The following is a 25,407-nucleotide window of genomic DNA, read 5'->3' as shown; positions in this document are numbered from 1 at the left end:
GGAAACTGAACATGGAAAACAATAATCGTTTAATGCCCCATATAAGGCGGACAACACATATCATGATGTTTGCCCACCGTAACTGTTTTGACTTTCATCTCTTCAACGCCCGGTAGTCCTTCGACTTCTGGCGCATCTGCTTACAGGTCTTCCTGAAACTTGCTATTTTACAGGCGCTTGCCTGTGAACTCCTGCGCTTACTTTCTGCCATTCAGATTCTCCGCAACCGGGCGGACTGAATTCTACTCAGCAAAAAGCAATTAACTGATTTCGTATCAGCGGCCACGCTTTGCTTTTTTTCCCGGAAATAATCGATTTCTTTATTGCAAGAAGTCGAGGGCCCCATATTGCCTGAAATAAAGAGAAAAAGATGAAAACGTTAAAAATTGCCGTCAGCCGTGCCTGTCCTGAATGCTTTACCACGTCGCGTGAAATTGTGGATGTCAGCGCATCGGACTATATTGATGTGGCAGCCGTGGTGCTGGCCGTCAGCGATATTTTCACTGGCGCCATAGAAGAAATAAACGCCACGGGATTTGGTATTCCGGTGTTTATTGCCACCCATAAAGAAGAAAGGGTTCCGGCTGAATATTTGTCCCGTATTCACGGCGTTTTTGAGTACTCTGACACCAGCAATGAATTCTATGGACGCCAGCTTGAAGCGGCAGCGCAGAAGTACGAAACCCAGCTTCGCCCGCCGTTTTTCCGCGCGCTGGTCGATTACGTCCAGCAGGGGAACAGCGCGTTTGACTGCCCGGGGCACCAGGGAGGCCAGTTCTTCCGCCGCCATCCGGCGGGGAATCAGTTTGTCGATTTCTTTGGCGAAACGCTATTCCGCGCCGATCTGTGCAACGCCGATGTGGCAATGGGCGATCTGCTGATCCACGAGGGCGCGCCCTGCATCGCCCAGCAGCATGCGGCAAAGGTCTTTAATGCCGATAAAACCTACTTCGTGCTGAACGGCACCTCCTCATCCAACAAGGTGGTGCTCAATGCGCTGCTCACGCCGGGCGATCTGGTGCTGTTCGATCGCAATAACCATAAATCTAATCACCACGGCGCGCTGTTACAGGCAGGAGCGACGCCGGTTTATCTCGAAACGGCGCGCAACCCGTACGGGTTTATCGGCGGTATTGACGCGCACTGCTTTGAAGAGAGCTATCTGCGGGAGCTGGTGTCAGAGGTCGCGCCTGGCCGCGCGCGGGATGAACGTCCGTTCCGCCTGGCGGTGATCCAGCTGGGCACCTACGACGGCACCATTTATAACGCCCGTCAGGTGGTGGATAAGATTGGTCACCTCTGTGACTACATTCTGTTTGACTCCGCCTGGGTCGGTTACGAGCAGTTTATCCCTATGATGGCCGACTGCTCGCCGCTGCTGCTGGAGCTGAACGAAAACGATCCGGGCATTCTGGTTACCCAGTCGGTGCATAAGCAGCAGGCGGGTTTCTCGCAAACCTCGCAAATCCATAAGAAGGACAGCCATATCAAAGGCCAGCCGCGCTATGTCCCGCATAAGCGACTCAACAACGCCTTCATGATGCACGCCTCCACCAGCCCGTTTTATCCGCTGTTTGCCGCCCTGGATATCAACGCCCGCATGCACGAGGGGCAAAGTGGGCGCAACATGTGGATGGACTGCGTCGTGACGGGTATCGACGCGCGGAAACTGATCCTTCAGAACTGTCAGTTTATTCGCCCGTTCGTGCCGGAGACGGTGGACGGCCGTCCGTGGGAAAGCTGGGATACGGCGGAAATCGCCACCGATCTGCGCTTCTTCCATTTCGTCCCGGGCGAGCGCTGGCACGCATTCGAGGGATATGCCGAGCATCAGTATTTTATCGATCCGTGCAAGCTGCTGCTGACCACGCCGGGCATCAACGCCCGTACCGGTGAGTACGAAGATTTCGGCGTGCCCGCCACCATCCTTGCCAACTTCCTGCGTGAAAACGGCATCGTGCCGGAAAAATGCGACCTCAACTCCATTCTCTTCCTGCTCACCCCGGCGGAGGACATGGGCAAATTGCAGCAGCTCGTCGCCCAGCTGGTGCGCTTCGAAAAACTGCTCCAGAGCGATGTGCCGCTAAAAGAGGTTCTGCCCTCTCTCTGTAAGCAACATCCGGATCGTTACGCGGATTACACCCTGCGCCAGATTTGTCAGGAGATGCATGACCTTTATGCCCGCCACAATGTGAAACAACTGCAAAAAGAGATGTTCCGTAAGTCTCACTTCCCGCGCGTCATGATGAACCCGCAGGAGGCGAACTACGCGTACCTGCGCGGTGAGGTCGAACTGGTCTCCCTGCGCGATGCACAAGGCCGTATCGCCGCCGAAGGTGCGCTGCCTTACCCACCGGGGGTGCTGTGCGTGGTGCCGGGTGAAGTCTGGGGCGGTTCCGTGCTGCGCTACTTTGCCGCACTGGAAGACGGAATCAACCTGCTGCCGGGCTTTGCGCCGGAGTTACAGGGGGTTTACGTCGAAGAGCGTGACGGTCGCAAAGAGGTGCGCTGCTACGTCATCAAACAACCTGCCGCTCAGCCAGCGCTGCTGAAAGGAGAAAAATTATGAGTAAAGCTAACAAGATGGGCGTAGTGCAACTCACTATTCTCACCATGGTGAACATGATGGGTTCCGGGATCATCATGCTGCCTACCAAGCTTGCTGAGGTGGGGACCATTTCGATTATCTCCTGGCTCGTGACCGCCGTGGGCTCGATGGCGCTGGCGTGGGCGTTTGCCAAGTGCGGAATGTTCAGCCGCAAGTCAGGCGGGATGGGGGGCTATGCCGAATATGCGTTCGGTAAATCCGGTAACTTTATGGCGAACTACACCTACGGCGTGTCGCTGCTGATCGCTAACGTGGCGATAGCCATTTCCGCTGTCGGTTACGGCACGGAGCTGTTTGGCGCGACGCTGACCCCGGTGCAGATAGGGCTGGCAACCATCGGCGTGCTGTGGATCTGTACCGTCGCCAACTTTGGCGGCGCGCGCATCACCGGACAACTCAGCAGCATTACCGTCTGGGGCGTGATCATCCCGGTGGTCGGTCTGTGCATCATCGGCTGGTTCTGGTTCAGCCCGACGCTGTACGCCAACTCCTGGAACCCGCACCACGTGCCGTTCTTCACCGCCGTGGGCTCGTCCATCGCCATGACGTTGTGGGCTTTTCTCGGTCTGGAATCGGCCTGTGCGAATGCTGAAGTGGTGGAAAACCCGGAGAAGAACGTACCCATCGCGGTTCTCGGCGGAACGCTGGGCGCGGCGGTGATCTACATCATCTCGACCAACGTGATTGCGGGGATTGTGCCCAACATGGATCTGGCTAACTCCACGGCACCGTTCGGGCTGGCGTTTGCGCAGATGTTTACGCCGGAGGTGGGGAAAGTCATCATGGGGCTGATGGTGATGTCCTGCTGCGGCTCGCTGCTGGGCTGGCAGTTCACCATCGCTCAGGTGTTTAAATCCTCAGCTGACGAAGGGTATTTCCCGAAAATCTTCTCCCGCGTCACCAAAGCGGATGCGCCGGTACAGGGCATGCTGGCGATTGTGATTTTCCAGAGCGGTTTGTCGCTCATGACCATCAGCCCGTCGCTGAACAGCCAGTTTAACGTGCTGGTCAACCTGGCGGTGGTGACGAACATCATTCCGTACATCCTGTCGATGGCGGCGCTGGTGATTATTCAGAAGGTGGCGAAGGTGGATCCGCGCAAAGCCCGGGTGGCCAATATCGTGGCGCTGATTGGCGCGATCTATAGCTTCTACGCGCTCTACTCGTCCGGCCAGGAAGCAATGCTGTATGGCGCGATGGTGACCTTTATGGGCTGGACGCTGTACGGTCTGGTGTCGCCGAGATTTGAACTGAAGAACAAGCATAGTTAAAAAAAAAGCCCGGTGGCGCTAACGCTTACCGGGCCTACGATCGCTGTTGTAGGCCGGGCAAACGCAATGCCGCCCGGCACACAAACCGCACTTACGCGTTTTTCAGCACTTCGCTGACAATCTCTACCGCTTCTTTCTCAATCTGCTGACGGTGTTCAGCGCCGAGGAAGCTTTCGCAATAGATTTTGTACGCATCTTCCGTACCGGATGGACGCGCCGCGAACCAGCCGTTTTCGGTCATCACCTTCAGGCCGCCGATGGCCGCGCCGTTGCCCGGAGCCGCCGTCAGACGCGCGGTGATCGGGTCACCTGCCAGCGTGCTGGCGCTGACCATTTCCGGAGACAGTTTTGACAGGGCTGCTTTTTGCGCAGACGTGGCGCCCGCCTGAATACGGTTATAGCTTGGCGCGCCAAAACGTTCCGCCAGCTCGTTGTAATGTTCCTGCGGGTTCTTACCGGTAACTGCGGTGATTTCCGCCGCCAGCAGGCACATGATGATGCCGTCTTTATCGGTTGACCATGGGGTGCCGTCAAAGCGCAGGAAGGATGCACCCGCGCTCTCTTCACCGCCAAAGCCAAAGCTGCCGTCGTGCAGGCCGTCAACAAACCACTTGAAGCCCACCGGCACTTCCACCAGCTTACGGCCCAGTGCGTCGACCACGCGGTCAATCATGGCGGAAGAGACCAGCGTTTTACCAACCGCCACCTCTTTGCCCCACTGCGGACGGTGCTGGAACAGGTAGTTGATAGCAACGGCCAGGTAGTGGTTCGGGTTCATCAACCCTGCCGGGGTAACGATACCGTGACGGTCGTAGTCCGGGTCGTTGGCAAACGCCAGGTCGAACTTGTCACGCAGCGCCAGCAGGCCAGCCATTGCGCATTCGGAGGAGCAGTCCATGCGGATTGCGCCGTCTTTATCCAGGTGCATAAAGCGGAACGTCTGATCGACGTGATCGTTCACGATGGTCAGATCCAGCTTGTAATGCTCGGCAATGCGTTTCCAGTATTCGATACCGGAACCGCCCAGCGGATCCACGCCCAGCTTCAGGCCAGCTTTCTGGATCGCGGCCATATCGACGATATCCGCCAGCCCTTCCACAAACGGCTGCACCAGATCCTGCTCTTTCACATGACCGGAGGCCATGGCTTCATCCAGCGAGATACGCTTCACGCCGTTCAGGCCATTTGCCAGCAATGCGTTGGCGCGATCTTCCACCACTTTCGTGACGTTGGTATCTGCCGGGCCACCGTTAGGTGGGTTGTACTTGATGCCACCATCTTCCGGTGGGTTGTGGGACGGGGTGATCACAATGCCGTCAGCCTGCGCGCCCCCTTTTTTGTTGTGAACCAGAATAGCGTTAGACACCGCAGGCGTTGGCGTGAAACCGTTGTTCTCCTGAACAATCACGTCTACGCCGTTTGCCGCCAGCACTTCAAGCACGGAGATAAAAGCAGGTTCAGACAGGGCGTGGGTATCTTTCCCAACATAGCACGGACCGGTGACGCCATTTTTCGCGCGCTCTTCCGCGATGGCCTGAGCAATGGCCAGAATGTGCGGTTCGTTAAAGCTGTGGCGCGCCGCGCTGCCGCGGTGGCCAGATGTACCAAACTTCACTGCGTGTTCTGCGTTGCCCACGACCGGCTTCAGCACGTAGTACTGCGCGGTCAGTTGAGCGACGTTAATCAAATCGCGTTGTTGTGCAGGTTGTCCTGCACGGCTGTGATTTGCCATTGCCTGGTCCTTCTGATGCAAGGGTTAAATTGTACCGCAAACCTTTTCGATCAATTCCGCCGGGAACTGCATGGATTGCATGATATGTTCGATCATGCTGCACTTGCGGCCCGTATTGGTATTCGTGATCACCCAGTATGGCGTACCGGGAACATGTTTGGGCTTGGTTTGATTGCCATTTTGCAGCAACGTCTGCTCGTCACCTGCGAAGTAAACGCGGGTGCGGCCGTGCAGCGACTCTGTCGCTTCAGCAAAGGCACTGTGATCCAGTGAGTAAAGTGTAGACAGCACCAGCATAAAGCGGTTAACCGCCTTTTTCTGCTCGGCATATTCGTCGGACAGCAGCAGTTCACGCATCGCGCGCACTTTGTCTTTTGCCGGCATGACGGCAGGTTTTACCTGTGCAACAACGCTCGGCTGAGACACGACATCTTTAGTGACGGGAGTGGGCTGTGAGGCGGCGGAAATTTTAAGCATGCGCCGTAAAATGTCGGACGCGCTCTCCCCAATATGCCGCGTCTGGCTGGCAATATACTGATAGAGTTCGTCATCAACTTCGATTGTTTTCATCTTAATCCAGTGCGATATCTTATCTGAATACAAGTCGTTGAGATTATAGGTTCAAATCCCAACAGCGGATAGCGTCAAACCAGGTTGGCGGCAAAAGTCAGATTAAACTGGATCCTTGCCCCCGGGCGGCAGAATGGTCAACATGATACCCTAACCTGACAAACCTAAAAAAAGAACTTTGCCATGAAATTGAATACCCGAGCGCAAACTGCACAATCGCCGAACAATAATTCTCCCATCGTACTGGTTCACGGCCTGTTTGGTAGCCTGGATAACCTGGGCGTGCTGGCGCGCGATTTAGTGACCGATCATGAGATCCTTCAGGTTGACATGCGAAATCACGGTCTTTCCGGGCGCTCGGAAACGATGACCTACGCGGCCATGGCGCAGGATCTGCTGGACACCCTCGATGCGAATAATATTCAGAAAGCGACGCTCATCGGGCATTCAATGGGCGGTAAAGCGGTGATGGCGCTCACCGCCCTGGCCCCCGAGCGGATTTCCGGGCTGGTGGTCATTGACGTTGCGCCCGTCAATTACGACGTTCGCCGTCACGATGAGATTTTCGCTGCCATCAACGCCGTGACGGCGTCAGGCGTCTCCACACGCCAGCAGGCGGCTGCCGTTATGCGCGAGCATCTCGATGAAGAAGGCGTGGTGCAGTTTCTGCTGAAATCATTTGTCGACGGACAATGGCGCTTTAACGTTCCGGTCCTGTGGGATCAGTATCCGCATATTGTGGGCTGGGAAACCGTCCCCGCCTGGCCGCACCCTACCCTCTTCATTCGTGGCGGCAACTCTCCTTACGTTACTGATGCGTACCGTGACGCGCTGCTGGCGCAATTCCCGCAGGCACGCGCTCACGTCATTGCCGGTGCCGGGCACTGGGTACATGCAGAAAAACCTGACGCCGTCCTGCGCGCCATTCGCCGCTATCTCACTGATACCGCGAATTGATTAAAAAGCCAGCGACCGGAAGACGACGGGCTTCCAGTCGTTGGCGTGTGGATTTGGGTGATGTATGATGGCGCGCTTATCGCCCGGGCATTAGCAGGGCGGCGTGTATCCCCCGAAGTCTCAGAATCATGGCCAAAGAACAAACGGACCGTACGACACTAGATCTGTTCGCGAATGAGCGTCGACCGGGACGACCGAAAACGAATCCGCTTTCGCGCGATGAACAGCTGCGTATCAATAAACGCAACCAGCTTAAACGCGATAAAAATCGTGGGCTTAAGCGTGTCGAACTGAAGCTGAATGCCGATGCCGTCGATGCGCTTAACGCGTTAGCTGACGCGCGCAACATCAGCCGCAGCGAACTGATCGAAGAGATGCTGATCGCCCAGCTTGAGACGTTACGCGGCAAGGCGTGAGTCAGAAAATCCTCAATATTACCTTTTTGATGTAGCACAGAGTGCAGTCCTGCGTGATAGCTGTTTCCGCAGGGTTGTCTGTTCTGCTATTATTGCCCTTATCCGTGGACAATTTGCGCCACCATACCATTAAGTTTCAAGAGGTTATTTTACTCATGGCAATCATCGGCATTTTCTTTGGCAGTGATACCGGCAATACTGAAAATATCGCAAAAAACATTCAAAAACAGCTCGGTAAAGACGTTGCTGATGTGCATGACATCGCCAAGAGCAGCAAAGAAGATCTCGAGGGCTATGACATCCTGCTGCTGGGCATCCCGACCTGGTACTACGGTGAAGCCCAGTGTGACTGGGACGATTTCTTCCCGACGCTGGAAGAAGTTGACTTCAACGGCAAGCTGGTTGCCCTGTTCGGCTGCGGCGATCAGGAAGATTATGCGGAGTATTTCTGTGATGCGCTGGGCACCATTCGCGACATCATTGAGCCACGCGGCGCGGCGATCGTCGGTCACTGGCCAACGGCGGGTTACCACTTCGAGGCTTCTAAAGGTCTGGCAGATGACGATCACTTTGTTGGCCTGGCCATTGACGAAGACCGCCAGCCAGAGCTGACCGCTGAGCGCGTAGAGAAATGGGTTAAGCAGGTTCGCGAAGAGCTGAACCTGGACGATATCCTTAACGCCTGATATCCCTGCGGCGCAGCTCCGGTTGCGCCCGTTTTCCAGGTAAAACCGATTAAATTAATTGCTACAAACTTTTAACTTTTTCGCTCAGACCTGTACAATATCCCCCTGGTAAAAAGTGGGTGCCATCGAACAAGTTTGTTGGTGATACCACGTTTTTATAAGCATACTTTGCTTGAGACTTGCAGTTTTCATTTAGGCATGGCAGTTCTATAATGAGACGCATTATCCCAAGTGCATTTTCTGTCACTTCTTCTTTTGAAGTGAATCGTTTAGCAACAGGACAGATTCCGCATGACTGACAACAATACCGCATTAAAGAAAGCTGGCCTGAAAGTAACGCTTCCTCGGTTAAAAATCCTTGAAGTGCTTCAGGGGCCAGACAATCACCATGTCAGTGCGGAAGACCTTTACAAGCGTCTTATCGATATGGGTGAAGAGATTGGGCTGGCAACCGTCTATCGTGTGCTGAACCAGTTTGACGACGCGGGCATTGTTACTCGTCATAATTTCGAAGGCGGCAAGTCCGTATTCGAACTGACTCAGCAGCACCACCACGATCACCTGATCTGCCTCGACTGTGGCAAGGTCATTGAATTTAGCGATGATTCCATTGAATCACGCCAGCGTGAAATCGCCGCCCGTCATGGCATCCGCCTGACTAACCACAGCCTGTACCTGTATGGTCACTGCGCTGAAGGGGATTGCCGCGAAAATGAACATGCGCACGACGCAAAATAAGTGAGTGTTCATACTCTGAGCCAGCCGTGAGGTTGGCTTTTTTTTGACTGAAAAAAGCCCGGTAAGCGCAGCGCCACCGGGCGTAAAGCAACTTATTTATTGTTATTGCGTATCTCGTTCCAGATATTATCGCAACGCTTCGCCACTTCCTGATCGTTACCGGTTTTACGCGCCTGAATACAGGCCTGGTAATCCATCACGCGAACGTTTTCCTGCGTGGCGAATTGCTCATGGGCTTTGTCTTTTTTCAGCACGTTCAGCACGCTTTGACAGGCCTCAATCTTCTCAGGTGAACCCTGTGCGGTATTGATGCACGCGCTGTAGGCCTCTTTCAGACTGGAGTCCTCTTTCGGCGCCTGCTCCTGCACGCATGCCACCAGCCCGAAGGCCAGCAACGCAACGATTACCCTTTTATTCATCATGTTCAGTCTCCATAACGGCGGGACACCGCCCGCCGCAGCATTCATCAGAAGATGGTAAATGGCGCAATGACCATGAATTTCACGTCACGTTCATCCTGGAAGATGTTGCCGTAGCCGCCCGCGTAGCTCGGGATATCGGAGTGGTTGTCATACTGGGTGAAGTGCAGTTTGAACATCGTGCCTTTCGCACGGCCCTCCTGAAGGGTGTAGATCGCATCCAGGCTGTATGAAGACTCTTTCAGACGGTAGTTTGGATCGTAGTACGCGTCTGGCGTTGCCATATCCCCGGGTTTCGCATCCCAGGCGTACGCGTAGGATGCTCCCACTGCCCAGCCGGGCAGGTTCCAGTTTTTCAGGTCATACATTGCGCCGAAGAAGACCGCCTTTTCGCCGTCGGCGTTAAAGTCAGAGCGGTTATCCCACCAGATATCCAGACGACCGTTAGAGGAGGCGTAGGTAGGCGTCATACGTTGCAGGAAGTATCCCTGCTGCCCTTCAGCCTTAACCCACGTCCCTTCCAGGCGTAAATCAACCTGGCCGACCTTGTAGCCGAAGGTCAGCGCCTGCAACCATGCGGTGCCGTCATAGATATCATTTACGCTGCCATCGCTGACCTTATCGCGCGTGCCGTAGAACTGATAGCTGGTACTCAGCGGGCTACCTGCGATATCAAATTTATAGCTGGCCTTAGCAAAGTACTGATCGATATAGCCTTCAGCCTGACCGAACGCCGCTTCCAGCACCAAATCGTTTTTAAAGTCATACTTCGCGCCAAGAGAGTGGAGATACTCGACTTTGGTTTTTTTATCGTTCTGGTAGAACTTGTCCATCTCAATGTGCCACGGCGCTTTGTACTCGTTGGTCCACATATAGGAGAAGCTCAACGCCCCCGCATCGCCGTAGTCAAAATTAGCGCCGGCTTCCGCCCCCTGATAGGTACCTGGCATAAAGCTCCAGTGCGGCGCTAACAGCGTTTGTCCTGTTGGCTGGATATACCCCCCGCGCGCCCAGACCGGACCATATTTGAATTTTGCCGCCGCTTTATAAAGGCTGATACCGCTTTTATCGCCGGACCAGTCTTCGTCGTAGGCTTTATTGCTGGAGGAGAACGCAATTTCGTTCGGGTGGCCGCTGTCGCCATTTTCGGCCATTTCAATTGCGGTGAAAGCAGCAATATCAATCCCGAACATATCAGCGGCATAACCCGACTGGAAATCCAGGTTGGCGTTCCAGGTCGAGTGAGAAAGGTTGGTTTTGTATTTATTTTCAGTGACGTCTTTACGGTCACGCTCACGCTGCCAGTAATAAATACCGCCCGTGAGGGTGGAATCTTCAATGAAGCCTGCTGCTTTTGCCTCTGGCGCAATCACCAGGCCCGACATTGCTGTCACACCGGCGATAGCCAGCGCCAGCGCACTACGTTTGCCACTGAACGTACGCATAGATTATTCCTCTTTGACGAATTAAAACGCCTTAAACGGCGAAAAACAGAAAAGACCAAAAGGTCAGGGGTAGTCAGAAATACCCTCGAATTAACTACCGTCTTTAGGTTATTTTTCGCGACGCGAATTATCAATGCTTTTAATCAGGCAAAAGTCAGGATTATGACGAAGAGCACATATTTCGTAGTGCTTTGTAACAATTAGCAGGAGCCGAGTACTGGCGAGGAACCGGTGGATTTTCAGCAAGTAACGCCATTACTATTTATCTATTTTTATCCCTTTTCATTTTTCGTAAATAAACAAACTTTTTTCAGAAAAATAAGTAGCACCTCATTGACCCGTTCTGCTGGCTAATAATAATTTCGCCTGCGCTTAACGATATGATCGCTAAATAAAAAAACGCCGCATTACGCGGCGTTTGTTTCTCATTGACCAGAGCAGCGTTATTATTCGCCGATCTTAGTCCAGGTATCACGCAGACCCACGGTACGGTTAAATACTGGTTTTTCTGCCGTGCTGTAGCGGCTGTCCAGGCAGAAGTAACCTTCACGCTCAAACTGGAACGCCTTGCCGGCCTCAGCGGCCTTCAGGGACGGCTCAGCATAACCTTGCTTAATGACCAGCGATTCCGGGTTGATGGTTGCGAGGAAGTCTTCCGCCGCACCTGGATTCGGCACGCTGAACAGACGATCGTACAGGCGGATCTCAACCGGCAGCGCATGCGGCGCGCTCACCCAGTGGATTACGCCTTTCACTTTACGGCCATCCGCCGGATCTTTGCTCAGCGTCTCTGCGTCGTACGTACAGAAGATGGTCGTGATGTTACCTTCCGCATCTTTTTCTACGCGCTCGGCTTTGATGACATAGGCGTTACGCAGACGCACTTCTTTACCCATCACCAGACGCTTGTACTGCTTGTTCGCTTCTTCACGGAAGTCAGCACGATCGATCCAGATTTCACCGCTGAACGGCACGTCGCGGGTGCCCATTTCCGGTTTGTTCGGATGGTTAGGCATAGAGACCAGCTCGCTTTCGCCCTGCGGATAGTTTTCGATAACCAGCTTAACCGGGTCGATCACCGCCATCGCGCGCGGCGCGTTTTCGTTCAGATCTTCACGGATGCAGGATTCCAGTGAGGCCATCTCAATGGTGTTGTCCTGCTTGGTGACGCCGATACGTTTGCAGAACTCACGAATGGACGCGGAGGTGTAGCCACGACGACGCAGGCCAGAAATGGTCGGCATGCGTGGATCGTCCCAGCCTTCAACGTGCTTGTCGGTGACCAGCAGGTTGAGCTTACGCTTGGACATCACGGTGTATTCCAGGTTCAGACGAGAGAACTCGTACTGGCGCGGATGCACAGGAATGGTGATGTTATCCAGCACCCAGTCGTACAGACGACGGTTGTCCTGGAACTCCAGCGTACACAGCGAGTGCGTAATACCTTCCAGCGCATCGCTGATGCAGTGGGTGAAGTCGTACATCGGGTAGATGCACCACTTGTTACCGGTCTGGTGGTGTTCAGCGAACTTAATGCGGTACAGCACCGGGTCGCGCATCACGATGAACGGAGATGCCATGTCGATTTTGGCACGCAGGCACGCTTTGCCTTCTTCGAAGCCGCCGGCACGCATTTTTTCAAACAGCGCCAGGTTCTCTTCCACGCTGCGATCGCGGAACGGGCTGTTTTTGCCGGGCTGAGTCAGCGTACCGCGGTATTCACGGATTTCGTCAGCAGACAGCTCGTCAACGTAAGCCAGACCTTTGTTGATCAGTTCAACCGCATAGGCATACAGCTGATCGAAATAGTCTGAGGAGTAGCAGATATCGCCAGACCAGTTGAAGCCCAGCCATTGCACGTCGTTTTTAATCGACTCAACGTATTCGATGTCTTCTTTAACCGGGTTGGTGTCATCGAAACGCAGGTTGCACTGTCCCTGGTAGTCTTGCGCGATACCAAAGTTCAGGCAGATCGATTTAGCGTGACCAATGTGCAGGTAGCCGTTTGGCTCCGGCGGGAAACGCGTGTGCACCGTGGTGTGCTTACCACTGGCCAGATCTTCATCGATGATCTGACGAATAAAGTTACTCGGGCGGGCTTCTGCCTCACTCATCGTGGATTCCTCAAAGCGTAAACAACGTATAACGGCATATGATCTTATAAGCCGGACGTAGTGACAACCCTTAAAACGTTCCAGAAGAAAATAATGGGGGCATTTGCTGCAAAAAAAAGCGGCGGAGGATTTCCCCCCGCCGCTAAAGGCATAACTCTACTCAGGAGCGATTACTTGCCTTTAATCTCATACAATGGTGTCTGGCCCGCAACTACCTGACCCTGCGCCTGGAGTACCAGACCGCTGAAGTCGTCGATGTTGCTGCACACCACAGGGCTTATCATGGAGCGCGCGTTGGCGTTCAGGTAGTCCAGATCCATTTCCAGGATCGGCTGGCCTGCTGCCACCTCAGCGCCCTCTTCCACCAGGCGAGTAAAGCCCTGACCATTCAGCGCAACGGTATCGATACCCATATGGACAACGATCTCCGCGCCTTTCTCAGTCTCCAGGCAGAACGCGTGGTTGGTGTTGAAGATTTTCACGATGGTGCCGGCTGCCGGAGAGACCACGATTTTATCCGTTGGCTTCACGGCCACGCCGTCGCCTACGGCTTTGCTGGCGAACGCTTCGTCAGGCACCTGCTCAAGCGCAACCACGTCACCCGTCACCGGAGAAACCAGCGCAGCGATGGTCACCGCGTTTGGCACAGCCTGCGGCTTCGCAACCGGAGCATCAGCCACTGGCGCGCTGTCCGCTGAGGCGGCAGCAACCGGGCCACGGGCAACCACTTTTTTCATTTCATCGCCGATGGATTCGGCTTTCGCACCCACGATAACCTGGATGGTTTGTTTGTTCAGCTTCACCACGCCAGACGCGCCCAGGCGTTTACACATTGCATCGCTCACGCGCGCAGAGTCGCCCACGGTCAGACGCAGACGGGTAATACAGGCATCAATCGCTTTCAGGTTATCGGTACCGCCTACAGCGGCAATGTAGCTGGTTGCCAGCTGGGTTAAACCTTCTTCGGTATTGCTGTTGGCTTCACTGGTCACCACATCTTCTTTCGTGTCTTCGCGGCCCGGCGTTTTCAGGTTAAACATGCGAATAACCGCGCTGAACAGAACGAAGTAGATAACGAAGAAGATCAGGCCCATCACCACCAGCATCCAGACGTTGCTGCTTGCCGCCGGCAGGTTGTACATCAGCACATAGTCGATGGCGCCTGCGGAGAAGGAGAAGCCAGCATGGATGCCCAGAAGAGTAGCAACGAACAGGCTGATACCGGTCAGGATGGCGTGCATGAGGTACAGCAGCGGTGCCAGGAACATGAACAGGAATTCCAGCGGCTCGGTCACGCCGGTCAGGAAAGCCGTTACCGCAACGGACAGCAGCATACCGCCCACCATCGGGCGACGCGCTTTTGGCGCGGCCAGGTACATTGCCAGCGCAGCACCAGGCAGACCAAACATCATGATTGGGAAGAAGCCGGACATGAACATGCCCGCGGTGCCATCGCCTGCGTAGAAGCGGTTGATATCACCGTGGAATACCGCGCCGGCCGCGTTGGTGAACTCACCAATCTGGAACCAGGCGATGGTGTTCAGTACCTGATGCAGACCGGTTGGGATCAGCAGACGGTTAATGAAACCGAAGATGCCCGCCCCCATTGCGCCCGCAGAGACGATCCACTCGCCGCCCGCATGGATAGCGTGCTGCACCGGCGGCCAGACGTAGCCAAAGATGGCTGCCAGGATCAGACAGAAAAAGCCCGTCGCAATCGGCACAAAACGTTTACCGCCAAAGAAGCTCAGGAAGTCAGGTAGTTTGATACCTGCCCAGCGGTTGTACACGGCGCCACCGACCAGACCGGTAATGATACCCGCCAGTACACCCATGTTGATTTCCGGGTTGATGGTTACCATCGCTTTCGTGAGGATGAAGTAACCTACCGCCCCTGCCAGTGCCGCAGCACCGGCGCTATCTTTTGACCAGCTTGACGCCACGCCGATGGCGAAGATCAGCGCAAGGTTGTCAAAAATGGCGCCGCCTGCCTGGGCAATAAACGGCACGTTAAGAAGATCGGGTTGCCCGAATCGCAGCAGCAACGCTGCAACCGGTAGCACGGCGATAGGGAGCTGCAAAGCCCTACCGAGGCGCTGGAAAAAACCTAAAATATTCATCCTATTCCCCCTACGAGACCCATTGTTAAGACTCGCGCATAAACTATGTTTTTATTGTGTCACGAACGATAGATACAGTTGATGATTCACTGGCAGTGTGAGTGTGTGAAAAATTAATTCGTATCGCAAATTAAACACCTATTTTTTGTGATTATTGTCACCAAATATCGTATTAAACCCTCCCTTTCACTGGCTAACGACGAAAACTTATTTTATCATTCAAAAAATCAAGACGGATTGATCCGGCCTGAAAGGTTCCAGGTTACGCTTAGTTCAGGTTGCACTAATCATCCGCCCACTTTTACTTAAACTTTAGAGGTGAATAATGAGACTGATTCCCCTGGCAACAGCTGAACAAGTCGGAAAATGGGCTGCTCGTCATATCGTTAACCGCATCAACGCGTTCAAACCAACAGCCGATCGTCCTTTCGTTCTCGGTCTTCCAACCGGCGGCACGCCACTGACCGCGTATAAAGCGCTGGTTGAAATGCATAAAGCGGGCCAGGTTAGCTTCAAGCACGTTGTGACCTTCAACATGGACGAATATGTCGGCCTGCCAAAGGAACATCCGGAAAGTTACCACAGCTTTATGCACCGTAATTTCTTCGATCACGTTGATATTCCGGCTGAAAATATTAACCTGCTGAATGGAAACGCGCCTGATATTGACGCAGAATGCCGTCAGTATGAAGAAAAAATCCGTTCCTACGGTAAAATCCACCTGTTTATGGGCGGCGTGGGCAACGATGGCCACATCGCGTTCAACGAACCGGCATCTTCACTGGCTTCCCGCACCCGTATTAAAACGCTGACTCATGACACGCGTGTGGCTAACTCCCGCTTCTTTGACGGCGACGTCAATCAGGTGCCTAAATACGCGCTGACCGTGGGCGTGGGTACGCTGCTGGACGCTGAAGAAGTGATGATTCTGGTGCTGGGTGCCGTGAAAGCGCAAGCGCTTCAGGCTGCCGTTGAAGGTAACGTGAACCATATGTGGACTATCAGCTGCTTGCAGCTGCATCCAAAAGCGGTTGTCGTGTGTGACGAACCGTCCACTATGGAACTGAAAGTGAAAACGCTGAAATACTTCAACGAGTTAGAAGCTGAGAACATCAAAGGTCTGTAACTGAATAACCGCCTCTTCTGTCAGAGGCGGTCGCTTTTTTTAACCGGGGGTCGATATGTACGCTTTAACCCACGGTCGGATTTATACCGGCCATGAAATTCTGGATGACCATGCGATTGTTATCGCCAATGGCCTGATTGAACGTGTTTGCCCGCTGGCGGAACTGCCGCCGGAGATCGAACAGCGCTCACTCAATGGAGCTGTAATCTCCCCCGGTTTCATCGACGTACAGCTTAACGGCTGCGGCGGTGTCCAGTTTAACGATACCGCAGAAGCGGTGACGGTTGAAACGCTGGAAATCATGCAGAAAGCCAACGAGAAATCGGGCTGCACCAGCTATCTGCCGACGCTTATCACCAGCAGCGATGACCTGATGAAACAGGGTATCCGCGTTATGCGCGAGTACCTGGCAAAACACCCGAACCAGGCGCTGGGTCTGCACCTGGAAGGACCGTGGCTGAACATGGTCAAAAAAGGCACCCATAACCCGAACTACGTGCGCAAGCCGGATGCCGAGCTGGTTGACTACATGTGCGCCAATGCCGACGTGATCGCTAAAGTGACGCTGGCGCCGGAAATGACCGGCACGGACGTTATCAGCAAACTGGCCGCTGCCGGGATTGTGGTGTCTGCGGGCCATTCAAACGCGACGCTCAAAGAGGCGAAAGCCGGCTTCCGCGCAGGCATTACCTTTGCCACACACCTTTATAACGCGATGCCGTATATTACTGGCCGCGAACCCGGGCTGGTCGGCGCCATTCTGGATGAACCAGACGTCTACTGCGGCATTATCGCCGACGGCTTGCATGTGGATTACACCAACATCCGCAACGCCAAGCGTCTCAAGGGCGACAAGCTCTGCCTGGTAACGGATGCTACCGCTCCGGCAGGGGCAAATATTGACCAGTTCATTTTTGCTGGTAAAACAATATACTACCGGAATGGACTGTGTGTGGATGAGAACGGCACGCTGAGCGGTTCTTCTCTGACGATGATCGAAGGGGTGCGTAACCTCGTTGAGCATTGCGGCATTGCGCTTGAGGAAGTGCTGCGCATGGCCACGCTGTATCCGGCGCGCGCCATTGGCGTCGATAAACAGCTCGGGGGTATTGCGCCAGGTATGGTTGCAAACCTGACGGCGTTCACACACGATTATAAAATTATTAAGACCATCGTTAATGGTAACGAGGTCGTCACTGAGTAAGTAAAAGTATGACACCAGGCGGACAAGCTCAAATCGGTAATGTCGATCTCGTTAAACAACTTAACAGCGCGGCAGTTTATCGCCTGATTGACCAGCACGGGCCAATCTCACGCATTCAGATAGCCGAACAAAGCCAGCTTGCTCCCGCCAGCGTGACAAAAATCACGCGTCAGCTCATTGAGCGCGGCCTGATCAAAGAAGTGGATCAGCAGGCCTCCACCGGAGGCCGCCGCGCGATTTCCATTGTCACTGAAACCCGCAATTTTCAGGCGATTGGCGTCCGCTTAGGCCGTCATGACACCACGCTTACGCTCTACGATCTGAGCAGCAAAGCCATTGCCGAAGAGCACTACCCGCTGCCCGAGCGCACGCAGGAAACGCTTGAACACGCCTTACTGAATACCATCGCGCACTTTATTGAAAGCTGTCAGCGCAAGATCCGCGAGCTGATTGCCATTTCGGTCATTCTGCCCGGCCTGGTCGACCCGGAGAGCGGCGTTATTCGCTACATGCCGCATATTAACGTGGAGAACTGGGGGCTGGTTGAAGCGCTGGAAAAGCGCTTTAAGCTGACCTGTTTTGTCGGGCACGATATTCGCTCCCTGGCGCTGGCGGAGCACTACTTTGGTGCGAGCCAGGACTGCGAAGACTCTATTCTGGTGCGCGTACACCGCGGTACAGGTGCGGGCATCATCTCTAACGGGCGCATTTTTATCGGTCGTAACGGCAACGTGGGCGAGATTGGTCATATCCAGGTTGAACCGCTTGGCGAACGCTGCCACTGCGGTAACTTTGGCTGTCTTGAAACCGTTGCCGCGAATGCCGCCATTGAACATCGCGTTCGCCATCTGCTGGAGCAGGGTTACCAGAGCCGCGTCACGCTGGACGATTGTAAGATCGGCGCCATCTGCAAGGCGGCAAATAAAGGCGATGCGCTGGCCTGCGAAGTGATCGAACAGGTAGGACGGCACCTGGGTAAAACCATCGCCATTGCCATCAACCTGTTTAATCCGCAAAAAGTGGTGATTGCCGGGGAGATCGTGGAAGCCGAAAAAGTGTTACTGCCTGCCATTGAAGGCTGCATCAATACCCAGGCGCTGAAGGCATTTCGCCAGAACCTGCCGGTAGTGCGCTCTACGCTGGATCACCGCTCGGCAATTGGCGCATTCGCCCTGGTAAAACGTGCCATGCTCAACGGGATCCTGCTGCAACATTTGCTGGAATCCTGATCGGACTTTATAGTAACGCCTTCTTTTTTTGATGTCGGATTGTCCATGACCATTAAGAATGTAATTTGTGATATCGACGGCGTGCTGATGCACGACAACGTTGCCGTGCCGGGTGCTGCGGAGTTTCTTCACCGCATCATCGACAAAGGAATGCCACTGGTTCTTCTCACGAACTACCCTTCACAGACTGGTCAGGATCTGGCAAACCGCTTTGCGACTGCGGGCGTTAATGTCCCGGACAGCGTGTTTTATACCTCCGCTATGGCAACGGCGGATTTCCTGAAGCGTCAGGAAGGCAAGAAAGCCTACGTGGTCGGCGAAGGCGCGCTGATCCACGAGTTGTATAAAGCGGGCTTTACCATCACCGACGTGAACCCGGACTTTGTCATCGTGGGTGAAACGCGCTCCTTTAACTGGGAGATGATGCATAAAGCAGCTTACTTTGTCGCCAACGGTGCGCGTTTTATCGCCACCAACCCGGATACGCATGGTCGTGGTTTTTATCCCGCCTGCGGTGCGCTGTGCGCCGGTATCGAAAAAATCTCTGGCCGTAAGCCGTTTGTTGTCGGCAAACCAAGCCCGTGGATCATCCGCGCCGCGCTGAATACGATGCAGGCACACTCGGAAGATACCGTCATTGTTGGCGACAACCTGCGCACCGATATTCTGGCCGGTTTCCAGGCGGGGCTTGAAACCATTCTGGTGCTTTCTGGCGTCTCGCAGCTTGATGATATTGATACGATGCCCTTCCGGCCCAGCTGGATTTACCCTTCTGTCGACGAAATCGACGTTATTTGATTCAGAACCACGCCCCAGGGCGTGGTTTTTCATTTCTGGCGTCGTAAAACATAACGCCATCTAACAAAAACCACCTTTTACTGAATAATCATCAATAAAATCGCCTTCGGCATGCTCTATTTTTAAGATTCGGCAATCGTCGTTGCACTATTTACGTTTTCACCCGTAAAACGCTTGCGCGCCCTCCCCCTTTTGCGGCATTTTCTTAAGCAAGCAACATCACAATGCAACAGGGTTAACGGAGAAGGTTATGTGTTCTATTTTTGGCGTACTGGATATTAAAACTGACGCGGGCGAACTGCGTAAAAAAGCACTCGAATTGTCCCGCCTGATGCGCCATCGCGGTCCGGACTGGTCAGGCGTTTACGCCAGCGATAAAGCGATTCTGGCTCACGAACGTCTCTCCATTGTTGACGTCAACGCCGGTGCACAGCCGCTGTATAACGAGAAAAAAACGCACGCGCTGGCTGTTAACGGTGAAATTTACAACCATCAGGCGCTGCGCGCCGAATACGGTGACCGCTACGCCTTTCAGACCGGTTCTGACTGTGAAGTGATCCTGGCGCTGTATCAGGAGAAAGGCCCGGAGTTTCTCGACGAGCTGCAAGGCATGTTTGCCTTCGCGCTGTACGACAGCGAAAAAGACGCTTACCTGATTGGCCGTGACCATATCGGTATTATCCCGCTGTACATGGGGCACGATGAACACGGCAACTTCTACGTTGCTTCAGAGATGAAAGCGCTGGTACCGGTTTGTCGCACCATTAAAGAGTTCCCGGCGGGCAGCTACCTGTGGAGTAAAGACGGCGAGATCCGCCCTTACTACCAGCGCGACTGGTTTGACTATGACGCGGTCAAAGACAACGTGACGGATAAAGCCGAACTGCGTCAGGCGCTGGAAGAGTCCGTGAAGAGCCACCTGATGTCTGACGTGCCGTACGGCGTTCTGCTCTCCGGCGGCCTGGACTCCTCCGTGATCTCCGCGATCACCAAAAAATTCGCCGCCCGTCGCGTGGAAGATCAGGAGCGTTCCGAAGCCTGGTGGCCGCAGCTGCACTCCTTTGCCGTGGGTCTGGAAGGGGCACCTGACCTGAAGGCTGCCCAGGAAGTGGCGAACCATCTGGGCACCGTGCATCACGAAATTCACTTCACCGTGCAGGAAGGCCTGGACGCGATCCGCGACGTGATCTATCACATTGAAACCTACGATGTGACCACCATTCGCGCCTCCACGCCGATGTACCTGATGTCGCGTAAGATCAAGGCGATGGGCATCAAGATGGTGCTCTCCGGCGAAGGTTCTGACGAAGTGTTTGGCGGTTACCTCTATTTCCATAAAGCGCCGAACGCCAAAGAGCTGCATGAAGAGACGGTGCGTAAGCTACAGGCGCTGCACATGTTTGACTGCGCGCGCGCCAACAAGGCCATGTCCGCCTGGGGCGTGGAAGCCCGCGTGCCGTTCCTCGATAAGAAATTCCTCGACGTGGCAATGCGCATCAACCCGCAGGATAAAATGTGCGGCAACGGCAAAATGGAAAAACATATCCTGCGCGAATGTTTTGAATCCTACCTGCCGGCGAGCGTGGCGTGGCGTCAGAAAGAGCAGTTCTCCGATGGCGTAGGCTACAGCTGGATCGACACCCTGAAAGAGGTGGCAGCGAAGCAGGTTTCTGACCAACAGCTGGAAACCGCGAGCTTCCGCTTCCCGTACAACACGCCGGGCTCGAAAGAGGCGTATCTGTACCGTGAGATCTTCGAAGAGCTGTTCCCGGTTCCAAGCGCAGCCGAGTGCGTACCGGGGGGGCCATCGGTCGCCTGCTCGTCTGCCAAAGCCATTGAATGGGATGAATCTTTCAAATCCATGAACGATCCATCAGGACGTGCGGTAGGCGTTCACCAGTCTGCCTATAAATAATGTCCAGACCATAATCAGGCCCTCCGGGGCCTGATTTTTTTGCCTCTCTTTTCCCCGCATAAAAACGATTAATAACCAATAATTGTCGAATATTCGGCCTCGCTGTTCGCAACCTAACCAAACAGTCACATTCCGGCTATTTTCATTGAAAAAGGTGTTGACGCTGCAAGGGTCTATACGCATAATGCGCCCCGCAACGCCGATAAGGTAACGCGAAAAAAAGATGGCTACGTAGCTCAGTTGGTTAGAGCACATCACTCATAATGATGGGGTCACAGGTTCGAATCCCGTCGTAGCCACCATCTTTTTTGCGGGAGTGGCGAAATTGGTAGACGCACCAGATTTAGGTTCTGGCGCCGCAAGGTGTGCGAGTTCAAGTCTCGCCTCCCGCACCATTCCCAGGTAAGCGTTGCACGGATGGGGTATCGCCAAGCGGTAAGGCACCGGTTTTTGATACCGGCATTCCCTGGTTCGAATCCAGGTACCCCAGCCATCGAAGATTGCAGTACTGGCTACGTAGCTCAGTTGGTTAGAGCACATCACTCATAATGATGGGGTCACAGGTTCGAATCCCGTCGTAGCCACCATCTTTTTTGCGGGAGTGGCGAAATTGGTAGACGCACCAGATTTAGGTTCTGGCGCCGCAAGGTGTGCGAGTTCAAGTCTCGCCTCCCGCACCATTCCCAGGTAAGCGTTGCACGGATGGGGTATCGCCAAGCGGTAAGGCACCGGTTTTTGATACCGGCATTCCCTGGTTCGAATCCAGGTACCCCAGCCATCGAAGATTGCAGTACTGGCTACGTAGCTCAGTTGGTTAGAGCACATCACTCATAATGATGGGGTCACAGGTTCGAATCCCGTCGTAGCCACCATATTTACGTTATCGAATACCATTCGGTAAACTGAACATTGTTGGGGTATCGCCAAGCGGTAAGGCACCGGATTCTGATTCCGGCATTCCGAGGTTCGAATCCTCGTACCCCAGCCACTTTAAAGTCGTTAAGCCATTTGTTTAACGCAATTGGGGTGTCGCCAAGCGGTAAGGCTCTGGTTTCTGATACCAGCATTCCGGGGTTCGAATCCCTGCACCCCAGCCACTTAAAACAAAAAAGCCCGCTCTGCGGGCTTTTTTGTTTTTGTTGCTCAGAATAGTGCGGCCTGATGCCCTCACCCTACCCCTCTCCCACGGGGAGAGGGAATTAAGATTAGAGTCCGAGGGCGTATTTCAGGGCCTGACGCTTCAGGCCACCGGCACGCTCTGCCGCCATCAGTCCGATATTTCGCAATATCCGCACCGGACCCACGTCATTGCTGAACCCGGCATAGAACAGATCCATCCCCGACTGCATAACGAAGTTATCCGCCATCCGGCGCGTCTGGTAGCGCTTGAGTACCTGATGGCTGGCCCAGACTTCCGCGTGAGCGCGTGCGTTGCCCAGCACGTCCAGTAACGCATCGACGTCACGGTATCCCAGGTTAACCCCCTGCCCCGCCAGCGGATGAATGGTGTGCGCCGCGTCCCCCACCAGCGCCAGCCCTTCACGGGCATACTGCAACGCGTGGCGTCGCATCAGCGGGAATGCACCGGCAGCAACCGGCGTTACGTTCCCCAGACGGCTCGGGAAGTGCTGCTGGATTTCACGCTGCAACTGCGCCATTGTCAGCCCCTGCAACTGCCGAATACGCGCCGGTTTGTCGTACCACACCAGCGAAGCCCAGTTATCAAACAGCGGCAAGAATGCATGCGGGCCGTTCGGCGTAAAATGCTGCCAGGTGCTTTCGCCCGGTGCGTTTTCTGACTGAACGGTGATCAGCATGCAGGACTGCTGATACTGCCAGGCATGGATCCCAATGCCTGCCATCTGCCTGACCTGTGAATTCGCGCCATCTGCCCCCACCACCAGCTTCACGGCCAGCTCGTCGTCGTTGTCCAGCGTCAGGTGATATCCGCTTTCATGACGATGCAGGGCTTTCAGCGAGGCCGGAACGCGCAGCGTCACCTTCGGATGCGCCTCCAGCGCCTGCCAGAGCGCCTGCTGGAGCACGTTGTTTTCCACCATATAACCCAGGCGCGGCAGTTTCAGCTCGGCGGCGTCAAACGACACGTGGGCATTTTCCCACTCCCAGGTTTCAAGACGACTGTAGGGATGCGCGCGCATCGCCAGCACCGCCTCCCAGACGCCCAGCCCGCGAAGCAGATCAACAGACGCCGCGCTGATGGCGGAAATACGCACGTCCGGCTTGCTGGCAGGATCGAATGCTGGCGGAGCCGCCTGTTCAATAACGGTTACATCAAATCCCTGCTGCGCCAGCCCCAGCGCCAGTGCGCCGCCGACCATACCGCCGCCGACAACGGCAACTTCGGTGTTCAGGAGTGTCATGGTCACTATTCCTTATTGGAGAATGCCTTAAGTTTACCGGATTTTTGCGGTCCTGAGGTTGACAACCTTCATACTGGTCACAACCGCACCAAAGCATTACAATACGCGGCTTGCAATCCTGAGCTGAGCAAGTCGATGACTAAAAAACTCCATATAAAAACCTGGGGCTGTCAGATGAACGAATACGATTCATCCAAGATGGCCGATCTGCTGGATACCACCCACGGATACCAGCTGACTGAAAATGCGAAAGAAGCCGATGTGCTGCTGCTGAACACCTGTTCAATTCGTGAAAAAGCACAGGAAAAAGTCTTTCATGTGTTAGGCCGCTGGAAGCTTCTCAAACGGAAAAATCCGGACCTGATCATTGGCGTGGGTGGCTGCGTGGCATCGCAGGAAGGTAAGCTGATCCGCCAGAGAGCCCCGTATGTGGATATCGTCTTTGGCCCTCAGACCCTGCACCGTCTGCCAGAGATGATCAATCAGGTTCGCGGGAATCGCAGCCCGGTGGTTGACGTGAGCTTCCCGGAGATCGAGAAATTTGACCGTCTGCCAGAGCCGCGCGCGGATGGCCCGACCGCCTTCGTCTCCATCATGGAAGGCTGTAACAAATACTGTACTTACTGCGTGGTGCCTTATACCCGCGGTGAAGAAGTTAGCCGCCCGGCGGACGATATTCTGTTTGAAATCGCTCAGCTTGCCGCACAGGGCGTACGCGAAGTGAACCTGCTGGGCCAGAATGTTAACGCCTGGCGCGGTGAGAACTACGACGGCACCACGGGCAGCTTTGCTGAACTGCTGCGACTGGTGGCGGCGATTGACGGCATCGACCGCATTCGTTTTACCACCAGCCATCCGATGGAATTTACCGACGACATCATCGACGTCTATCGCGATACGCCGGAGCTGGTGAGCTTCCTGCACCTGCCGATTCAGTGCGGCTCTGACCGCGTGCTTAACCTGATGGGCCGTCCACACACGGTGCTGGAGTATAAATCCACCATCCGCAAGCTGCGTGAAGCGCGCCCGGATATCCAGATTAGCTCCGACTTCATCGTCGGCTTCCCTGGCGAAACCGCTGACGACTTCGAGCGCACCATGAAGCTTATCGGCGACGTGAATTTCGACGTCAGCTACAGCTTCATCTTCTCCGCGCGACCGGGCACGCCTGCTGCCGATATGGTTGACGACGTGCCGGAAGAAGAGAAAAAACAGCGTCTGTATATTTTGCAGGAGCGTATTAACCAGCAGGCCAACGCGTGGAGCCGTCGCATGCTCGGCACCGTCCAGCGTATTCTGGTGGAAGGCACTTCCCGTAAGAGCATTATGGAACTGTCCGGTCGAACCGAAAATAACCGCGTGGTGAACTTTGAAGGCACCCCGGACATGATCGGTAAATTTGTGGACGTTGAGATTGTCGAAGTGCTGACTAATTCCCTGCGCGGGAAGCTGGTGCGCACCGAGGATGAAATGGGTCTGCGCATTGCACAGACGCCAGAATCCGTCATCTCTCGCACCCGCAAAGTCAACGATTCTGGCGTAGGTATTTACCAGCCGTAATCCTTCTGGCCTGCCCTCCTGGCAGGCCTTGTATTTCCTCTCATCACCCCCAATATCTACCGCAACGCTTGCGCCTTTATTCTATGGCGTGAATAATTTCGGTAATGACCGTTTTATT

20 protein-coding genes and 9 tRNA genes are annotated in these 25,407 nt (G+C 54.5%); 22 read left to right on the top strand and 7 right to left on the bottom strand.

The genetic code is table 11. From position 1 onward, the window contains the following. Window positions 1–11: 11 nt before the first annotated feature. The 3 genes from speFL to potE all read left to right on the top strand — a co-directional run bounded on the left by speFL (window position 12) and on the right by potE (window position 3,879). The gene (speFL, locus tag INF58_RS09720) at window positions 12–116 is read left to right on the top strand and encodes a leader peptide SpeFL (RefSeq protein WP_003858645.1); all 105 of its coding nucleotides are present in this window, start codon (window positions 12–14) and stop codon (window positions 114–116) included. Between the two features lie 254 nt (window positions 117–370). Continuing rightward, window positions 371–2,569 carry an ornithine decarboxylase SpeF gene (speF, locus tag INF58_RS09715; RefSeq protein WP_193527585.1) on the top strand — a complete coding sequence of 733 codons (2,199 nt, stop codon included), beginning with the start codon at window positions 371–373 and terminating at the stop codon, window positions 2,567–2,569. Then, window positions 2,566–3,879, top strand: coding sequence for a putrescine-ornithine antiporter (gene potE, locus INF58_RS09710; RefSeq protein WP_193527584.1), 1,314 nt, complete (start codon window positions 2,566–2,568; stop codon window positions 3,877–3,879). Before speF ends, potE begins: the two co-directional genes overlap by 4 nt. A 91-nt stretch (window positions 3,880–3,970) precedes the next feature. Here the strand turns inward: potE and pgm are convergent, their stop codons facing one another. Then, window positions 3,971–5,611 (bottom strand): phosphoglucomutase (alpha-D-glucose-1,6-bisphosphate-dependent), encoded by a 1,641-nt coding sequence (gene pgm, locus INF58_RS09705; protein ID WP_063449358.1) that lies wholly within the window; start codon window positions 5,609–5,611, stop codon window positions 3,971–3,973. Between the two features lie 24 nt (window positions 5,612–5,635). After that, window positions 5,636–6,181 (bottom strand): replication initiation negative regulator SeqA, encoded by a 546-nt coding sequence (seqA, locus tag INF58_RS09700; RefSeq protein ID WP_112792607.1) that lies wholly within the window; start codon window positions 6,179–6,181, stop codon window positions 5,636–5,638. Window positions 6,182–6,364: 183 nt separating this feature from the next. Between seqA and ybfF the strand changes: the two genes are divergently transcribed. The 4 genes from ybfF (at window position 6,365) to fur (ending at window position 8,978) form a co-directional block, all read left to right on the top strand. Continuing rightward, a complete protein-coding gene (gene ybfF, locus INF58_RS09695; RefSeq protein ID WP_193527583.1) occupies window positions 6,365–7,138 on the top strand; it encodes an esterase in 774 nt (257 codons plus the stop codon). A gap of 128 nt (window positions 7,139–7,266) precedes the next feature. Continuing rightward, complete coding sequence (ybfE, locus tag INF58_RS09690) at window positions 7,267–7,554, top strand: LexA regulated protein (protein ID WP_063866095.1); 288 nt, start codon at window positions 7,267–7,269, stop codon at window positions 7,552–7,554. Between the two features lie 155 nt (window positions 7,555–7,709). After that, complete coding sequence (gene fldA / locus INF58_RS09685) at window positions 7,710–8,240, top strand: flavodoxin FldA (protein ID WP_003858653.1); 531 nt, start codon at window positions 7,710–7,712, stop codon at window positions 8,238–8,240. Window positions 8,241–8,531: 291 nt separating this feature from the next. Next, window positions 8,532–8,978, top strand: coding sequence for a ferric iron uptake transcriptional regulator (fur, locus tag INF58_RS09680; protein ID WP_003858655.1), 447 nt, complete (start codon window positions 8,532–8,534; stop codon window positions 8,976–8,978). A gap of 92 nt (window positions 8,979–9,070) precedes the next feature. Here fur and chiQ read toward each other — a convergent pair whose 3' ends face one another. From chiQ to nagE, 4 genes are all read right to left on the bottom strand, one after another. Next, on the bottom strand, window positions 9,071–9,397 hold the full coding sequence (gene chiQ / locus INF58_RS09675) for a ChiQ/YbfN family lipoprotein (RefSeq protein ID WP_193527635.1): 327 nt from the start codon (window positions 9,395–9,397) through the stop codon (window positions 9,071–9,073). A 47-nt stretch (window positions 9,398–9,444) separates the two neighbouring features. Beyond that, the gene (chiP, locus tag INF58_RS09670) at window positions 9,445–10,842 is read right to left on the bottom strand and encodes a chitoporin (RefSeq protein ID WP_107534927.1); all 1,398 of its coding nucleotides are present in this window, start codon (window positions 10,840–10,842) and stop codon (window positions 9,445–9,447) included. A gap of 446 nt (window positions 10,843–11,288) precedes the next feature. Beyond that, window positions 11,289–12,956 carry a glutamine--tRNA ligase gene (gene glnS / locus INF58_RS09665; RefSeq protein ID WP_193527582.1) on the bottom strand — a complete coding sequence of 556 codons (1,668 nt, stop codon included), beginning with the start codon at window positions 12,954–12,956 and terminating at the stop codon, window positions 11,289–11,291. Between the two features lie 170 nt (window positions 12,957–13,126). Next, on the bottom strand, window positions 13,127–15,076 hold the full coding sequence (gene nagE / locus INF58_RS09660) for a PTS N-acetyl glucosamine transporter subunit IIABC (RefSeq protein ID WP_193527581.1): 1,950 nt from the start codon (window positions 15,074–15,076) through the stop codon (window positions 13,127–13,129). A 325-nt stretch (window positions 15,077–15,401) separates the two neighbouring features. On the opposite strand from nagE, the gene nagB reads away from it, so the two are divergent. The 14 genes from nagB to INF58_RS09590 all read left to right on the top strand — a co-directional run bounded on the left by nagB (window position 15,402) and on the right by INF58_RS09590 (window position 22,445). Then, window positions 15,402–16,202, top strand: coding sequence for a glucosamine-6-phosphate deaminase (nagB, locus tag INF58_RS09655; protein WP_003858663.1), 801 nt, complete (start codon window positions 15,402–15,404; stop codon window positions 16,200–16,202). Between the two features lie 55 nt (window positions 16,203–16,257). Then, window positions 16,258–17,406: an N-acetylglucosamine-6-phosphate deacetylase gene (gene nagA / locus INF58_RS09650; protein WP_063449365.1), complete on the top strand. Its 1,149-nt coding sequence runs from the start codon at window positions 16,258–16,260 to the stop codon at window positions 17,404–17,406. 8 nt (window positions 17,407–17,414) lie between these two features. Then, window positions 17,415–18,635 (top strand): N-acetylglucosamine repressor, encoded by a 1,221-nt coding sequence (locus INF58_RS09645; RefSeq protein ID WP_102750595.1) that lies wholly within the window; start codon window positions 17,415–17,417, stop codon window positions 18,633–18,635. A gap of 45 nt (window positions 18,636–18,680) precedes the next feature. Beyond that, a complete protein-coding gene (gene nagD / locus INF58_RS09640; protein ID WP_063449367.1) occupies window positions 18,681–19,433 on the top strand; it encodes a ribonucleotide monophosphatase NagD in 753 nt (250 codons plus the stop codon). A gap of 250 nt (window positions 19,434–19,683) precedes the next feature. Continuing rightward, window positions 19,684–21,348 carry an asparagine synthase B gene (gene asnB, locus INF58_RS09635; RefSeq protein ID WP_064910829.1) on the top strand — a complete coding sequence of 555 codons (1,665 nt, stop codon included), beginning with the start codon at window positions 19,684–19,686 and terminating at the stop codon, window positions 21,346–21,348. Between the two features lie 225 nt (window positions 21,349–21,573). Next, window positions 21,574–21,650, top strand: a tRNA-Met gene (locus INF58_RS09630). An 8-nt stretch (window positions 21,651–21,658) separates the two neighbouring features. Continuing rightward, window positions 21,659–21,743: transfer RNA gene (locus tag INF58_RS09625), tRNA-Leu, on the top strand. Window positions 21,744–21,766: 23 nt separating this feature from the next. Continuing rightward, window positions 21,767–21,841, top strand: a tRNA-Gln gene (locus INF58_RS09620). A 17-nt stretch (window positions 21,842–21,858) separates the two neighbouring features. Next, window positions 21,859–21,935 (top strand) — tRNA-Met (locus tag INF58_RS09615). A gap of 8 nt (window positions 21,936–21,943) precedes the next feature. Then, window positions 21,944–22,028, top strand: a tRNA-Leu gene (locus tag INF58_RS09610). A 23-nt stretch (window positions 22,029–22,051) separates the two neighbouring features. After that, a tRNA-Gln gene (locus INF58_RS09605) sits at window positions 22,052–22,126 on the top strand. Window positions 22,127–22,143: 17 nt separating this feature from the next. Continuing rightward, window positions 22,144–22,220: transfer RNA gene (locus INF58_RS09600), tRNA-Met, on the top strand. Between the two features lie 41 nt (window positions 22,221–22,261). After that, window positions 22,262–22,336, top strand: a tRNA-Gln gene (locus INF58_RS09595). A gap of 34 nt (window positions 22,337–22,370) precedes the next feature. Next, a tRNA-Gln gene (locus tag INF58_RS09590) sits at window positions 22,371–22,445 on the top strand. Window positions 22,446–22,553: 108 nt separating this feature from the next. Here the strand turns inward: INF58_RS09590 and ubiF are convergent. Beyond that, window positions 22,554–23,729, bottom strand: coding sequence for a 3-demethoxyubiquinol 3-hydroxylase (gene ubiF / locus INF58_RS09585; protein ID WP_193527580.1), 1,176 nt, complete (start codon window positions 23,727–23,729; stop codon window positions 22,554–22,556). Window positions 23,730–23,864: 135 nt separating this feature from the next. On the opposite strand from ubiF, the gene miaB reads away from it, so the two are divergent. Further along, on the top strand, window positions 23,865–25,289 hold the full coding sequence (miaB, locus tag INF58_RS09580; RefSeq protein WP_063449370.1) for a tRNA (N6-isopentenyl adenosine(37)-C2)-methylthiotransferase MiaB: 1,425 nt from the start codon (window positions 23,865–23,867) through the stop codon (window positions 25,287–25,289). Window positions 25,290–25,407 lie beyond the last annotated feature (118 nt).

It is taken from the genome of Enterobacter cloacae complex sp. P24RS, assembly GCF_014982165.1.
In the GTDB taxonomy this organism is placed as follows: Bacteria; Pseudomonadota; Gammaproteobacteria; order Enterobacterales; family Enterobacteriaceae; genus Enterobacter; species Enterobacter quasihormaechei.
The sequence above is the reverse complement of the archived record's forward strand: the minus strand, read 5'-3'. Positions and strand labels throughout refer to the sequence as shown.

What these genes read in the sequence shown, in the direction of transcription:
- nagE (WP_193527581.1), bottom strand. Translation starts at nt 15,076, where the DNA reads ATGAATATTTTAGGTTTTTTCCAGCGCCTCGGTAGGGCTTTGCAGCTC.
- potE (WP_193527584.1), top strand. Translation starts at nt 2,566, where the DNA reads ATGAGTAAAGCTAACAAGATGGGCGTAGTGCAACTCACTATTCTCACC.
- speFL (WP_003858645.1), top strand. Translation starts at nt 12, where the DNA reads ATGGAAAACAATAATCGTTTAATGCCCCATATAAGGCGGACAACACAT.
- nagD (WP_063449367.1), top strand. Translation starts at nt 18,681, where the DNA reads ATGACCATTAAGAATGTAATTTGTGATATCGACGGCGTGCTGATGCAC.
- speF (WP_193527585.1), top strand. Translation starts at nt 371, where the DNA reads ATGAAAACGTTAAAAATTGCCGTCAGCCGTGCCTGTCCTGAATGCTTT.
- fur (WP_003858655.1), top strand. Translation starts at nt 8,532, where the DNA reads ATGACTGACAACAATACCGCATTAAAGAAAGCTGGCCTGAAAGTAACG.
- seqA (WP_112792607.1), bottom strand. Translation starts at nt 6,181, where the DNA reads ATGAAAACAATCGAAGTTGATGACGAACTCTATCAGTATATTGCCAGC.
- ubiF (WP_193527580.1), bottom strand. Translation starts at nt 23,729, where the DNA reads ATGACACTCCTGAACACCGAAGTTGCCGTTGTCGGCGGCGGTATGGTC.
- chiP (WP_107534927.1), bottom strand. Translation starts at nt 10,842, where the DNA reads ATGCGTACGTTCAGTGGCAAACGTAGTGCGCTGGCGCTGGCTATCGCC.
- miaB (WP_063449370.1), top strand. Translation starts at nt 23,865, where the DNA reads ATGACTAAAAAACTCCATATAAAAACCTGGGGCTGTCAGATGAACGAA.
- asnB (WP_064910829.1), top strand. Translation starts at nt 19,684, where the DNA reads ATGTGTTCTATTTTTGGCGTACTGGATATTAAAACTGACGCGGGCGAA.
- chiQ (WP_193527635.1), bottom strand. Translation starts at nt 9,397, where the DNA reads ATGAATAAAAGGGTAATCGTTGCGTTGCTGGCCTTCGGGCTGGTGGCA.
- nagA (WP_063449365.1), top strand. Translation starts at nt 16,258, where the DNA reads ATGTACGCTTTAACCCACGGTCGGATTTATACCGGCCATGAAATTCTG.
- INF58_RS09645 (WP_102750595.1), top strand. Translation starts at nt 17,415, where the DNA reads ATGACACCAGGCGGACAAGCTCAAATCGGTAATGTCGATCTCGTTAAA.
- glnS (WP_193527582.1), bottom strand. Translation starts at nt 12,956, where the DNA reads ATGAGTGAGGCAGAAGCCCGCCCGAGTAACTTTATTCGTCAGATCATC.
- ybfE (WP_063866095.1), top strand. Translation starts at nt 7,267, where the DNA reads ATGGCCAAAGAACAAACGGACCGTACGACACTAGATCTGTTCGCGAAT.
- ybfF (WP_193527583.1), top strand. Translation starts at nt 6,365, where the DNA reads ATGAAATTGAATACCCGAGCGCAAACTGCACAATCGCCGAACAATAAT.
- pgm (WP_063449358.1), bottom strand. Translation starts at nt 5,611, where the DNA reads ATGGCAAATCACAGCCGTGCAGGACAACCTGCACAACAACGCGATTTG.
- fldA (WP_003858653.1), top strand. Translation starts at nt 7,710, where the DNA reads ATGGCAATCATCGGCATTTTCTTTGGCAGTGATACCGGCAATACTGAA.
- nagB (WP_003858663.1), top strand. Translation starts at nt 15,402, where the DNA reads ATGAGACTGATTCCCCTGGCAACAGCTGAACAAGTCGGAAAATGGGCT.